The sequence below is a fragment of the Nocardia sp. NPDC051832 genome (assembly GCF_040681285.1).
Classification (GTDB): Bacteria; Actinomycetota; Actinomycetes; order Mycobacteriales; family Mycobacteriaceae; genus Nocardia.
The window spans coordinates 277,677-290,212 of the sequence record NZ_JBFAYL010000004.1; the positions used below are offsets into that span (position 1 = coordinate 277,677).

The 12,536-nt window shown below is 67.8% G+C and carries 13 protein-coding genes; 9 read left to right on the forward strand and 4 right to left on the reverse strand.

Features of this window, described 5'->3' with window-relative positions:
- Nucleotide 1 precedes the first annotated feature (1 nt).
- Both AB0M14_RS26915 and AB0M14_RS26920 read right to left on the reverse strand, forming a co-directional pair.
- The gene (locus AB0M14_RS26915; protein WP_364999553.1) at nt 2-589 is read right to left on the reverse strand and encodes a neocarzinostatin apoprotein domain-containing protein; all 588 of its coding nucleotides are present in this window, start codon (nt 587-589) and stop codon (nt 2-4) included.
- Complete coding sequence (locus AB0M14_RS26920) at nt 586-1,854, reverse strand: hypothetical protein (RefSeq protein ID WP_364999554.1); 1,269 nt, start codon at nt 1,852-1,854, stop codon at nt 586-588. The genes AB0M14_RS26915 and AB0M14_RS26920 overlap by 4 nt, the downstream gene beginning before the upstream one ends.
- Before the next feature lie 288 nt (nt 1,855-2,142).
- Between AB0M14_RS26920 and AB0M14_RS26925 the strand changes: the two genes are divergently transcribed.
- From AB0M14_RS26925 to AB0M14_RS26965, 9 genes are all read left to right on the forward strand, one after another.
- Nucleotides 2,143-4,410 carry a nitrilase-related carbon-nitrogen hydrolase gene (locus AB0M14_RS26925; RefSeq protein ID WP_364999556.1) on the forward strand — a complete coding sequence of 756 codons (2,268 nt, stop codon included), beginning with the start codon at nt 2,143-2,145 and terminating at the stop codon, nt 4,408-4,410.
- Nucleotides 4,411-4,460: 50 nt separating this feature from the next.
- A complete protein-coding gene (locus tag AB0M14_RS26930; RefSeq protein WP_364999558.1) occupies nt 4,461-5,270 on the forward strand; it encodes an oxidoreductase in 810 nt (269 codons plus the stop codon).
- A complete protein-coding gene (locus tag AB0M14_RS26935; RefSeq protein ID WP_364999559.1) occupies nt 5,267-6,217 on the forward strand; it encodes a dienelactone hydrolase family protein in 951 nt (316 codons plus the stop codon). The genes AB0M14_RS26930 and AB0M14_RS26935 overlap by 4 nt, the downstream gene beginning before the upstream one ends.
- A gap of 9 nt (nt 6,218-6,226) precedes the next feature.
- On the forward strand, nt 6,227-7,348 hold the full coding sequence (locus AB0M14_RS26940) for an aromatic ring-hydroxylating dioxygenase subunit alpha (RefSeq protein ID WP_364999560.1): 1,122 nt from the start codon (nt 6,227-6,229) through the stop codon (nt 7,346-7,348).
- Nucleotides 7,345-8,034, forward strand: a complete 690-nt coding sequence (locus AB0M14_RS26945) for a hypothetical protein (protein WP_364999561.1) — start codon at nt 7,345-7,347, stop codon at nt 8,032-8,034. Before AB0M14_RS26940 ends, AB0M14_RS26945 begins: the two co-directional genes overlap by 4 nt.
- A complete protein-coding gene (locus AB0M14_RS26950; protein WP_364999563.1) occupies nt 8,031-8,969 on the forward strand; it encodes a hypothetical protein in 939 nt (312 codons plus the stop codon). Before AB0M14_RS26945 ends, AB0M14_RS26950 begins: the two co-directional genes overlap by 4 nt.
- 70 nt (nt 8,970-9,039) lie before the next feature.
- Nucleotides 9,040-9,810: an SDR family oxidoreductase gene (locus tag AB0M14_RS26955; RefSeq protein WP_364999565.1), complete on the forward strand. Its 771-nt coding sequence runs from the start codon at nt 9,040-9,042 to the stop codon at nt 9,808-9,810.
- 4 nt (nt 9,811-9,814) lie between these two features.
- Nucleotides 9,815-10,471: a hypothetical protein gene (locus tag AB0M14_RS26960; protein ID WP_364999567.1), complete on the forward strand. Its 657-nt coding sequence runs from the start codon at nt 9,815-9,817 to the stop codon at nt 10,469-10,471.
- A complete protein-coding gene (locus tag AB0M14_RS26965; protein ID WP_364999569.1) occupies nt 10,468-11,211 on the forward strand; it encodes an arylmalonate decarboxylase in 744 nt (247 codons plus the stop codon). Before AB0M14_RS26960 ends, AB0M14_RS26965 begins: the two co-directional genes overlap by 4 nt.
- Nucleotides 11,212-11,217: 6 nt before the next feature.
- On the opposite strand, the gene AB0M14_RS26970 is transcribed toward AB0M14_RS26965, so the two are convergent.
- Both AB0M14_RS26970 and AB0M14_RS26975 read right to left on the reverse strand, forming a co-directional pair.
- Nucleotides 11,218-11,553, reverse strand: a complete 336-nt coding sequence (locus AB0M14_RS26970) for a nitroreductase/quinone reductase family protein (protein ID WP_364999571.1) — start codon at nt 11,551-11,553, stop codon at nt 11,218-11,220.
- 34 nt (nt 11,554-11,587) lie between these two features.
- Complete coding sequence (locus AB0M14_RS26975; RefSeq protein ID WP_364999573.1) at nt 11,588-12,409, reverse strand: CoA ester lyase; 822 nt, start codon at nt 12,407-12,409, stop codon at nt 11,588-11,590.
- Nucleotides 12,410-12,536 lie beyond the last annotated feature (127 nt).

Consider the following 12,536-nt stretch of genomic DNA (forward strand, 5'->3'; position numbering starts at 1 on the left):
GTTACAGCCGTCGCCGGTCGGCGAGGGCGAGGCCGGCGACCACGACCAGCAGGGCGGCGGTCGCCGACCACAGCGGCAGTGACGGTCCATCGATGTCGGTCGCGCCCGCCGTAGCTGGGGCGGTGGGGGCGGCCGTCGCCACCGGAATTTGGGAACCGGTGAAGGTGACCGCTACTTCAGCGGAATTGGTGGCGATGACGCTGGGTGGTTCGCTGCCGGGCAGCGGAGCGGCGGCGATCACACACTGCTGACGGAGGCAGTCGATCATGTTGAAATGCGGGTGTGCGGTGAGCGTGACGGTCGGCAGGGTGCCGTCGTCGGTGGCATTGACGAACGTCGCGCCACCGCCGAGATCGCAATCCCGCGTTCCGCTGCTGAAGCCCTGTTTGCACAGCCCGACCGCGATCGAGGCGAGTCCGGGCCGGAACCCGGTGCCGTTCACGGTGATGCGCTGCCCGTTGGCCAGCTCGGTACTGGCGCTGACCTGAATCGCGGCGCCGGGTGCGGCCTGTGCGGGGAGCGCCGCGATCGGAAATGCCGCGGCGAGCGCGGCGACCGCGGCCATCCGGGTAGTCATAGTGCGAATCACGGTGTGCCTCCTTGATAGACGGGCTCGGCACCGACGGAACGAGTCGCGAACCGACCGCAGAGCAGCGCGCCGACCAAGCCCACCGCGGCGAGCACAACAAGCCCCGAGCCAGTGCCCGCGAGCCGCGAAACCCCACCGACAAGCCCCATGCCCGCCAATGCGGCAGTGGCCGCTACCAAGACTGTCGCGACACCGGCTCGACGGTAGGACTCAGCGCCAACGGACGATCCAGTCGCAGAACAGATTTCGCTGTCGAGACCACGAGCCGCCCGTGCCGCGGCAGCCAGCGACACAGCGACGCCGGCAGCAAGGGTGACCGCACCCGGAGCGGTGGCCACCAGCACCGGCCCCCCGGCAGCCAGAATCAACAGCGGCACAACAGCACTCGAATCAGGGCCGGGCAGCGCGACCACGATGACCGCGGGCAGAGCAGCCAACGCCAGCCACACCGCCTGTTCAGATCCGACCGCGTTCCAGCGAAACAGCAGCAGATGCAGAGCCGGAAGTACGGTCCCGCCGACGAGCAAGCCAACCGTGCTGTAGCCCAATGCCGATCGCACGGGCGAAGGCGCGGCAGTGGGCACAGGGACGGGCGCAGGTCCAGGGTTCGGCACGGACGCAGGACCGGGGTCCAGCACAGACGCAGCACCGCGGTCCAGCACCGACGCACGATCAGGTTTGGACATGGACATGGACACGGACGCAGGCGCAGGTTGCGGTTCCAGAGCCGCGCCGGGTGTAGTACCAGCAGCCGATCCATCCGTCGCGGCGATCACTGCAACCACCGCGCAGACCGCCGCCATCATTCCGGAAACGAGAAGCCCGGTCCCAGGGGTCCTTTCGCAGAGAGCGGCGATACCGGCAGCGACAATCACCCCGACCACGGTCACGAGGTGCCAACTGGCCAGCAGGCGAGCTCCGCCCGCGAGTGCGCGCACCCGCCCGTTCGCGAACGCAGGTCCGGTTCCTGCTCCCGCCACCAAGACCGCGACGGTGAACATCCACGGTGTGGAGACGAGCCCCGCCACCACGAATCCCAGCCCCGCGACCACCCCGAACGCTCCAGCAGTTCGCATCGAACGCGCGCCGACGATCGCCGCTGTCACGCACCCGAGCACGAACGCCGCGACCGCCAGATATCCGATAACCGCGCCGGGAACCCCGACCACACCACCGAAAGGCTTAGCCAATAGCGCTAATTGGCCTCCGGCGACAGGTCCGGCGAATGCACCGCAGATGATGAGACCACCCAGTCCAGCGCGCATATCAGCGATCCATCAGCCGAGAGCAGGGACCAGACGCACCGGGCTTGATGCGGAGATCCTCGTCAGCGGCACGCCGAGACCCCCAGGGTTCGGCCCAGGCTCCCGGTCGGGCGCCTCCTATTTCAGCCCGTATGTGGGCCGCCGTCCGCCTCCCAGCCGCGCCGGCCGAGAAACCGCCACAAGCGTGAATCCACACCACAGCACACCAGGACCACAGCGGGTCGGCACAAGCTCCCCGTCGGGCGTGTCCTGTCTCAGCGCGCATGTCGGCGGTCCGCCCTCCGAGCAATGACCGGGCGGCCGATCTGTATCGGCGAGTGCCGGGGTGTCGCGGGTCCGGCGACGATTCGCAGGTCGTCATCCCTACCTCCTGCGAGCGTTTCCCTTATGGAAACGCAGTTTCGGAATTGCCATATTGAACCTGCGCTGATCGCAGGTGTCAAGGCGAACGCGAAGGGCGGCAATCGATTACCGGTGCGTGAAATCGTGGGCGAGCGCTGGACAGATCGCGGGGCCGGGTACAGAATCAGCTTGAATGGAAACAGTGTTTCGATCTACGAAACGCTGAGGGAGGTACCGCACATGACCCGAGTCGCCGCCGCACAGCTCGCCGCCGGCACCGACGTCGCCGCCAATCTGGCCGCGTGCCTGCGCGTGATCGATGCGGCCGCCGAGGCGAGCGCCGAGCTGGTGGTGCTGCCGGAGTTCTGTAACCACCTATCCTGGTACGACGATCGGGTGCACGCCCGGCGAATGGCCTGCACGCTCGAAGATTCCTTCCTCACCGCCATCGCGGAACGGGCCGCGCGGCACGGCATCTACGTCAAGATCGGCGTGACACTGGCCCGCGACGCGGGGCGTACCACCGGCACCAGCCTGCTGTTCGGTGCGGATGGATCGCTGCTCGGGCAGTCCGACAAACAGATCCTGATGGGTGCGGAGAACGACTATCTCGATGCCGGGCAGCAGGATTCGCCGGTCATCGAAACGCCGCTCGGCCGGATCGGCATGTACGCCTGCATGGAGGGCGTCATCAACGAGGTCACCCGCTCGTTGGCGGTGCGCGGCGCCCAGCTGCTGCTCAACAGCCTGAACTCGTTCGCCACCGACGAAGCGAGCCTGCACATTCCGGTGCGCGCGGCGGAGAACAAGGTGTGGGTGGTGGCGGCCAACAAGGTCGGCCCGCTGCTGCCGGAGGCGCAACTACCCGCCATCGCGGAACGCCTCGGTGTGCCGCCGGATCGGCTGCACGGGGCCGGGGAGAGTCAGATCGTCGCGCCCGACGGCACCTGCGTGGCGATGGCTCCGGCGACGGGTGAGGCGATTGTGGTCGCCGACATCGACGTCGCCCGCGCCGACGACAAACGCCGCCCGGACGGCACGGATGTCCTGGCGGCCCGACGGCCGGAACTGTACGGACCGCTGAGTGATGGATCCCAGCCGAAAGCCCGCCGGGATGGCGGGGTAGGCCAAGCTAGCCACGATGATCAGCCGGGTCGTGCACACCCGAGCGACGGGGCAGGTCACACGCACCCGAGCGACCAGCTGGGTCACGTACACCCGGGCGGCGGGGCGAGCCACACACGCCTGGGCGATCAGGCGGTACCGACACACCAGGTTGACGAGCCGGGAAAGCGGGTGGATGCCCCGGCTCGGCAGCGGACGGAAGCACCTACCCGTCGGCGAAGGGAGCGCCCTCCCGGGGTGGATGTTCAGCCAGTAGAGCGAGCGGAGCCGCCGCGAACGGAGACAGCCACCGCAGGGCCGGCGAAGCCGCCACCCGCCGCACAGCTGACGGAGGCACCATCAGGGCGGCAGGCGCCTCCGGGGTCAGAGACGATTTTCGCGGCACTGTGCGTGCCGGAGGCAAGTGCCGTGCGCGCATTGGCCACTGGCGGCGTGGATCTCATCGTGCTGCCGGAATTGACGGCGGTTCCGATTCCAGAAGTCATCCGCGCGCTCGCGGGTACGGCCGCGTTCGCCGTGCTTACCGTGCGCGAAGGCGAAGCGCATTGCGGCGTGCTGCTGAGTGCCGACGGTGTAGTGGGCCGGCAGCCGCAGCTTCATCGCACCGAACGGCATCCGTGGCTCACCGCAACTGGTGACGAGGTGATCGTGTTCGCGTTGCCCTGGGGCCGTTTGGCGCTCGTCGTCGGTGACGACGCACTGTTCCCGGAGACCTTCCGGCTCGCCGCGATTCAGGACGCTGATGTCGTCGCTGTGCCGTGTACTCCGTCCGAACCGTGGGAACTGCGGCTCGGCCTGCCCGAGCGTGCCGCCGAGAACCGCCTCAATGTGGTTGCCGCGGGGCTTGATTCGCAGGGACTGACCGGCGGGATCTACGGGCTGAGCCCGGATTTCACGCTGTGGACCGCTTGGAGCGGCCCGTTCACCGGCGTGATCAGTCATCCGGAAGTGACCACTGTAGGACCGGGTGCGACCAGCGTGCGCGCCACCATCCGCCCGGCCCAGGCCGTCAACCGGGCCGTATCCAAGGGCACCGACCTCGTCGACGGACGACCTCGCCGCCCGCTCGACGCCGTTCCCACGCGGTAACCGACCCGCACTGATGAAAGCAGTTGAATGACACACCCTTCGGAGCACCGATGAGCGAAACAATCCAGCACGTTGAGCAGATGGTCGACGCGACACCGCGTGCCGATGTGACCGAGACGTTCCAGGAATGGCAGGATCTGCTGGGCGGGTTGCGGTCTCGCATCGCCGAGCGATTCGAACTCACCCGCGATCCGTCGACCGTGGATCTGGAAACCTACGGCGATCCGGCACAGGGCCCCTCGGGCAGCCTCGCCGCCTACACCGGACCCGAGATCGACTGGCTGGTGCACTCCTGGATCGGTGATCCGCGCACAGGATTCGTCAACCTGCATCTCACCGCCTGGCTCGGCCCGCAGGTCCGGGCGCCGCATCTGGGCTCGGCACTGCTGCTGTGGCCGGAGGGCTGGTTCTACGTCGACGCCGTGCCGCGCGGCGACCTGGTCGGCGACGGCGAATACTTCGACCGCTATTACGCGCCGAACGACGCACCGTGGTTGGCGTTCAAGGAAAATCATCCCGACTTCACCTGGTTCACCAGCCGCACCGGGTTCATCCGGGGCAGCCTCTCCCCCACCGCCTACTGCTACTCGTTCCCGCCTACCCGCCCGAATCTGGACGTGGTGGCCGAGATTCTGACCACCCGGGTCGAGCAGTGGCTGAGCTGGGTGGACGCGGCCGAACCGGTGCCCGTCGCCGAACAGGCCGCACTCGCGGCCCGCGACCTGATGATTCGCCGCAATATCGCCGAACGGGATCCGGCGAATGTCATGGGCGAGCGCATGTTCGGGCCGGAGCTGACCCAGCGTCTCGTCCGCGCGCTCTGGGGCGGCGACCGTGAACTACCCAGGCCGGGCCGATGAGCGAGCAGCTGATCCGTTCCCTGTGGTGGTCGGTCCGCACCGACGGCACAGCCCCGTTCGATACCGCCCACTTGAAGGTCTACTATCCGGCGGTCGCCTCCGGTGATGACGCCGAACGCCTGACCGGGGTCTTCGCCCCGGACCCTGCGGGCGCTCCCTATCCGGTCGTGGTGTTCCTGTCCGGCGTCAATGTCGGTCAGGACTCCTACCGCCGCTTCGCCGCCGCCGTCGCCGCGACCGGCTTCGTCGTGGTCACCATGGACCGTGTCGCCGAATTGTTCGGCGGACAGGTCGGTCTCACCCCCGGAGTGGATCTGAACGCGGCCCGCCCGGACGCGTACGGCACCCGCCCCACCTGTCCCACCCTCGGCGCGATCCTCGACGCCCTGGCCGACATCAACGAGCTGCCCCCACTGCGCGGCGCGTTGGACCTGGACCGCGTCGCGCTGGGCGGGCACTCGGCGGGCGGCACCGTCGTCTTGCAGTCCGCGCGCTTCTTCCCTTCGGTAGCAGCGGTTTTCGCGTGGGGCGCGCACACGATGGTCGCCACCATGCTCGGCTGGGACCCCGGCACCGTCCTGCCCGCGCAGGTAAGCTGCCCGGTGCTGCTCGGCGTCGGCACCAACGACGGCGTCATCCAGGGCAGCGCCGACCGCTATGGCGAGGACGGCGCGGATCGCCCGGATCCGGTGCGGCGCACCTTCACCGAGGCGCTCCCTGCGGGCGATCACCTGCTGGCGGTGGTCCCCGGCGCCAACCATTTCGGTATCGCCGACGCGGACCCGACGGCCGCCCGCGCCTTCCTCGACGGCCCGGCCGAGACCGACGCGCTCGTTCCGTTCGCCCGGCTCACCTCGATCTTCCTTCGGGCGCACCTCCGTGCCGACGCGACCGCGAAGTCCGAGCTGGCCGAGTTCGACCACGGCGTACAGCTGAGCCGGCGATAGGAGCACAACATGTTGAAGAACTTCTGGTACGCACTGGAATTCGCGGACAAGGTCACCCGCGAACCCCGCAAGGTCACCTGCCTCGGTCAGGATTTCGTGCTGTACCGCACCGAAGCCGGTGCACCGGTGTGCCTTTCGGACCTGTGCGTGCATCGCGGCGGGGCGCTGTCGATGGGCACGCTCACCGGCGACTGCATCGCCTGCCCGTACCACGGCTGGCAATACAATGCCGAGGGCGTCTGCGTGAAGATCCCCGCCAACGCCGAGGAACGCAAGATTCCGCGCAAGGCGCGGGTGGACGCGTATCCGGCGGTGGAGCGATACGGCATGGTGTGGGCCTTCCTCGGCGACCTGCCCGAGGCCGAAAGACCGCCCATCCCAGTTCTTCCCGAACACTACGACCCCACTTTCCGCATGGTGCAATTCGAGATGGTGGTGGACGCCAACTACGAGCGCACCTTCGAGAACGTCGTCGACGCCTCGCACACCCCGTTCGTGCACGGCACCGCCTTCGGCAACCCGGACAAGCCCGAGATCCCCGATTTCCGTATCCGCCAGACGGATTGGTCCGCCGAAGCCGATATCCAACTGTGCCCGCCACCCCCCAAGGGCCTGTGGGGCCTGCTGGCCAAACGCCGGCCCAGGCCGGAGTACGTCACGGTCACCAACGCCTGGTATTTGCCGAACATCGTGAAACTGCATGTGCGGCTGCCGATCGGGGACCTGTTGCTCTACGACTTCAACATTCCGCTGTCCCAGGACCGCACGCTGATCAAGATCCTCGGCTACCGCAATTTCTTCACCGGCGGCTGGGCCGACGCCAACACCCGCAAACGCATCGGGAAGATCCTCTTGCAGGACAAGCCGGTGGTGGAATCCCAACGCCCGGAGCTGCTTCCGTTCGACCTGTCCGACGAGTTGCACGTGCGCAGCGACGGCCTGCAAGTCGCTTATCGACGGCGGCGTCTGGAGCTGATCAAGCAGGGCTGGTGGGTCGGCGGCGACGACATCATCACCGGTGACGGGCCGCGCCGCACCGCTACCGTTCTCGCTTCCCCGGTCCGCCGCGACAATCCCGAACTGGCCAGTGCCTGGGTGCACAAGGCCCGCACCGGAGGTAATCCGCAATGAGTCTGCCCACCGCGCTCAGCGAGCGCACCCTGGCAACCCTGAGCTCCGCGCTCGGCCTGGAAACTGCCGAGGATCTGGCGTTGACCAGTGCCATGTCCCCGGAACCGGTGGGCCGGTTGCGGGTGCTGCGCGGCGCGCCGATCGAGAAGGCTGTCACCGTCGACCTGGTGGTGCCGCAGATCGGCCTCGACAGTCACATGATCTTCGCCTTCACCGGAAGTGATTCCGCGGTACCGCATTTCACGCTGGACTCGGTCAAAGCGCCGGAATACCACGCGATGCATTTGGATCTGATCCCCCGCGCCGATCTCGCGATCAACCTGGCGTATCTCGACGCTGTATTCCTGCCGCTGACACCGCTGCTGGAGGACGCCTGGCAGCTCGAGGGCGTCGCGCCCGCCGCCATCGGGCCACGCCAGCGCGCGATGATGTCGCCGTGGATGGTGGTGTGCCGTGCCACCGAGGACGCCTTCCGCGCTTTGGACAGCACGGTCGACGACTATCTGGCGCACTGGCTGACGTTGGTGGACAAAGGCGTTCCTGCTGTCGAGGCCGACTTGGCCGCCCGCGACCGAGCCAATCGGGCGAATCTGTTCAGCCCCGAGGTCGATCCGGTGTGGGCGCAGGTCACCCGGCTGCTCGGCGCGGAACAAGCCGAGCGGGTGCGCGGGGAGCTACTGGCATGACCGAGACGACAGCGGAATCCGCCGCAGCTCCCACACCCAGCGAGTTCCAGCAACGTATCGCAGGCGAATGGGTCGGCCGCCCTTCACTTTTCGATCCCCAGGGCACGTGGCGTGGCTATGAGGACATCCGCCGCTCTTCGGTGTTCGCGGAGGGAACGACCACCTATTACATGGATGGTGGGCTGACCGGCGGCGGCGATCTGGCGGGGCGGTTCGCGCTCGGCGCGTCCTTCGCTTTCGGCGTCCAGGACTCCGACGCCGACCGCCGCTACACCGGACCGGATTTCTACGGCTCCGGCCAGCCCTACGGCGGTTTCGTCGACGCCAACTATTACGGCCCGGGCTGGCAGGTGTCGCTGAACACCTGGAACCAGACCATCGGCGACACCCAGGTGTATTCGTCGGTGCTCTACCAGGGCCCGGCCATGGTCGGTGTCTTCAACGGCGTCTACACCCGCGATCCGCAGCTCGTCGAACAGCGCATCGAGACCGAGACTCGCTGCGGTCCGGCGGTATTCACGGTCCCGACCAAGGACAAGTCCCGCTACGCCGGCGATCTGGAACTGTGGAGCGCCGAACAGCAGTCATTGGGCAGCTCGCACATGGCACTGGAGATCAGCCCGCTGAACCTGCTCACCGCCGACCATCACCTGATCATGTCGGGGCCGGTCGAGTCCGACTCCAGGACCACGGTGCGCCGCGACGGAGTGCGTTCCTTCCATGAAGGCCCGGACGTCTGGGGCAACGGAACCTCCTACGGCCGAGCCAATTTCGTGCGCCTGCACACCTCCGACGGCCGCCGGCTGATCGGTCGCGAGTTCATGACCGACGCCGAACCCGGCATGGGCGCGGGATCCACCCTCGCCGTGGTCTACCAGATGTTCGAGCACAACCGCTTGGTCACGGTCATGCACGGCGTGTTGGAGCGATCGTGAACGGGCGCGGTCACCGGGCGTACGGACGAAATCGCAGGACCGCGCATCGACGCGACGCAGGAGGATGATCATGAGCACAGTGGTAGTGACGGGCGGCACCCGGGGCATCGGCCTCGGCATGGTGCGCGCCTTGCTGGACCGCGGGCATCGGGTCGCCCTGTGCGGCACCGATACGGCGCGCATCGAGAAGCTCCGGCCGCAACTGAATGATTCCGCACTCATCATGAGCGCCGACGTCACCGATCGCGCGTCTCTGCAAGCGCTGTGGGACGCCACCGTGGACTGTTTCGGCAAGGTCGACGTGTGGATCAACAACGCGGGTGTCTCGCACGAGCGGATCCCGCTGTGGCGGTTGCCTGCTGAGCAGGCACGCACCGTAGTGGAGACGAATCTGCTTGGCGTGCTGCACGGTTCGGCCGTCGCCGTGGCGGGGATGGCGGCGGCCGGCGGGGGGCACGTGTGGAACATGGAGGGTCTCGGCAGCGACGGGCGCACGGTCTCCGGGCTGGCCGCCTACGGGGCCAGCAAGCGCGGCGTCACCTACCTGACCAAAGCGCTGGCCAAGGAGACACCGGCAGGGGTCTCGGTGGGGCTGCTCAGCCCGGGCATGGTGGTCACCGATCTGCTCACCCACGGCTACGCCGATGCGGACGAGCTGGCGAAGGCGCGCAAGGTGTTCAACATCCTCGCCGACAGGGTGGAGACCGTCGCGCCATGGCTGGCCGAACGCGCGATCTCGCACACCCGCAACGGTGCGCACGTGCGCTGGCTGACCACGCCGAAGGTACTCGGCCGCTTTGTCATGGCGCCGGTCCGCCGCCGCGATCTGTTCACCGAGTAACGCCATGGAATATCCGATCTCCCTGGCAGTCGAGGATTTCGTGCCGGTCGTGTTGACCACGGCCGGAGTTCTACTGCTGCGCAGGGCTTTACCTGAAACAGCCCGTAGCTCCCACATGACAGCCGTCGCGGTCGCGGCGGCGTTCATCGGCACGGGCGGTGGCACCAAAGCCACCGCGAAACTGATCGCCGCGGCGGGCGGACCCGATCTGGTCTGGCTACGCAGTCTGCTGTTCCCCTTCCTGACACTCGGTTTCGGAGTGCTCTGCCTGGCGCTCGCGGCGGCGCGCTCCGGGCGTATCCCGCCGTGGCTGGGTTACCTGGTGCCCGGACTCACCGTGGCCTGCGGCCTGGGCGCGGTCCTGGCCCGGGACCCGATCCCGATGCTGGTGAGCACCACCGTCTTCGCGACGCTCACCGGCGTCTACCTGATCGCCATGGCCCGCGCTCGCGGCGACCGCCTCAGCGCGGGCCTGGTCGGCACCCAGCTGCTGGTGTTCTTCCTGCTCGGCCCGCTGGCCTCGCGCCCCGATCAGACGGTGACGCTCCAGTGGATCGAGCAGCTGTGCAATACCGCGGCGCAGGCCGCGTTCCTGATCGCCGCCTGGCGACTCTCGGCCGCCACCGCCGCGGCTCCGACCGACGAGGAGTTGATCCGATGACCGACGCACTGGGCTGGCGACGCAAATTCGGCGTGATCGCCCCCTCCACGAACACCATCGTGGAGCCCGATCTCTATCGCATGGGGGTACCCGGGGTCACCTCGCATTTCAGCCGCATCCATATCCGCGATCAGAACATGTCCGACGACGCCGGCATGGATCGGCTGCTGGAACAGATTCGCGCCGAGATCGTTTCGGCCTGCGAGCGGGTGCTGACCTGCGAGCCCGACTACATGGTGATGGGCATGTCCGCCGAGACCTTCTGGGGCGGAGTCGAAGGCAACCGCCAGTTCGTCAAGCAGATCCACGACGTCACCGGCTTGGAGGTCGCGACCGGCGCCGAGGCCTGCCGCCGCGCGCTGGAATTGTTCGGCGCGCGGCGCATCGGCGTCGTGACGCCGTACCAGCCCATCGGGGACGAGAACGTGGTCCGTTTCTTCGGCGAACTCGGTTTCGAGGTTGCCGCCATCAAGGGATTGCGCTGTCCCACCGCCGTTTCCATCGCGCACGTCACCGAGGACGAACTACGCTCGGCACTGCTCGAGGTGAACGGTGACGACATCGACGCGCTGATCCAGTGCGGCACCAACCTGTCCATGGTGCGCTTGGCCGACGAGGCCGAGCGCTGGCTCGGCAAACCGGTCATCGCCATCAACGCCGCCACCTGGTGGATGGCGCTGCGCGACAACGGTATCCAGGACCGAGTGGAAGGCGCGGGGGCGCTACTGCGCGACCACTGACCGACCTCAGCGCCGCGCGGTGGTCACGGCGCTGAGAAACCGTTGCCCGGCGACCTCGACCGTCCTGGGCGCTCGCAGCCGGATTCGCCCGCCCCGGTGCAGGATGTCTAATTCGCCGCCCGCCAGCACATTCCGAGCCCAGTCGCTGTCGCTGCCGTAGTTGAGTGCGACGAACAGTCGCGGGCCCCGCCAGGTCACACCGACCGGCGTGCGGTACGCGCGACCCGATCGGCGTCCGGTGTGCAGCACCACCGCGTACCCCGGCAGCCGTGGCGCGATGAGGTTGAACGCGGGGTTCGTGACGTATCGGTTGATCCGGGCCAGCCATCGCATCGGATGCATGCGCACATCCTGGCAGGCCGCGGCCACCGACTGTTCAGATATCGAGCAAGCGGCGGGCCTGACGCACCACCGCCGCATCGACCATGCGCCCGGATTCGTCGAGCATCACACCTCCTGCGGCAGCCTCGAACCGATCCACCAGCGCGCGAGCTCGCACGACATCCGCAATGGTTGGCGTGAAGACCTCGTTGACCACCGGCAGTTGAGCAGGATGAATGCACGCTCGGCCGCGAAAACCCAAGCGCCGCAGTGCGACCGTCGACTCGCGCAGCGCGTCGAGGTCGCGGAAGTCGGTCCGCACCGGCCCGAGCGGCGGCTCGATCCCCGCGGCGGTACTGGCGAGCACCACCAGGGAGCGGTAGGTCGACAGTTCCCGCTCCTCGGGGCCCGGCGTGACGCCCAGCTGGGCGCTCAGGTCGGCCTCACCGATCTGGAGCCGCGAAACGCGGGGGGCGGCGGCGATCTCGGATGCCGCGAGCACAGCGCCGGCGCTTTCGAGCAGGGCGCAGATCCGAATAGCTCCCGGACGCGGTTCGCACTCGCTCAGCACAGCTCCCGCGGTGCGGACCTCCCGCGCCGACTCGGTCTTCGACAGGCAGACCGCCGCGACCATCGGCCCGGCCACCGCCCGCATGTCCTCATGACCCAGCTCCCCGGGATTGACGCGCACCCAGATCGCCGGACGGGCCTGCGTCACACTCCGCAGCCAGGCGGCCACCTCGGCCCGGGCTGTGTCCTTGTCGCGCAGCGGGACCGCGTCCTCCAGGTCGAGCAGCACCACATCCGCCGCTCCGGCCAGCGCCTTGCCGAACAGCTCCGGACGGTTGCCCGGCACATACAGCGCGGATCTCACCATGCACCTCAAAATGTGTTGAATAGAACAGCGTTTCCTAAAGCGAAACATATCGGGGGCGATACTTTCTGTCCATCTCGAGTTTCCCCTTGACAGTTCGCAGGCGGCGGCCAATGATCTTCCCAATACC

What these genes read in the sequence shown, in the direction of transcription:
- AB0M14_RS26920 (WP_364999554.1), bottom strand. Translation starts at nt 1,854, where the DNA reads ATGCGCGCTGGACTGGGTGGTCTCATCATCTGCGGTGCATTCGCCGGA.
- AB0M14_RS26925 (WP_364999556.1), top strand. Translation starts at nt 2,143, where the DNA reads ATGACCGGGCGGCCGATCTGTATCGGCGAGTGCCGGGGTGTCGCGGGT.
- AB0M14_RS26930 (WP_364999558.1), top strand. Translation starts at nt 4,461, where the DNA reads ATGAGCGAAACAATCCAGCACGTTGAGCAGATGGTCGACGCGACACCG.
- AB0M14_RS26935 (WP_364999559.1), top strand. Translation starts at nt 5,267, where the DNA reads ATGAGCGAGCAGCTGATCCGTTCCCTGTGGTGGTCGGTCCGCACCGAC.
- AB0M14_RS26940 (WP_364999560.1), top strand. Translation starts at nt 6,227, where the DNA reads ATGTTGAAGAACTTCTGGTACGCACTGGAATTCGCGGACAAGGTCACC.
- AB0M14_RS26945 (WP_364999561.1), top strand. Translation starts at nt 7,345, where the DNA reads ATGAGTCTGCCCACCGCGCTCAGCGAGCGCACCCTGGCAACCCTGAGC.
- AB0M14_RS26950 (WP_364999563.1), top strand. Translation starts at nt 8,031, where the DNA reads ATGACCGAGACGACAGCGGAATCCGCCGCAGCTCCCACACCCAGCGAG.
- AB0M14_RS26955 (WP_364999565.1), top strand. Translation starts at nt 9,040, where the DNA reads ATGAGCACAGTGGTAGTGACGGGCGGCACCCGGGGCATCGGCCTCGGC.
- AB0M14_RS26960 (WP_364999567.1), top strand. Translation starts at nt 9,815, where the DNA reads ATGGAATATCCGATCTCCCTGGCAGTCGAGGATTTCGTGCCGGTCGTG.
- AB0M14_RS26965 (WP_364999569.1), top strand. Translation starts at nt 10,468, where the DNA reads ATGACCGACGCACTGGGCTGGCGACGCAAATTCGGCGTGATCGCCCCC.
- AB0M14_RS26970 (WP_364999571.1), bottom strand. Translation starts at nt 11,553, where the DNA reads ATGCATCCGATGCGATGGCTGGCCCGGATCAACCGATACGTCACGAAC.
- AB0M14_RS26975 (WP_364999573.1), bottom strand. Translation starts at nt 12,409, where the DNA reads ATGGTGAGATCCGCGCTGTATGTGCCGGGCAACCGTCCGGAGCTGTTC.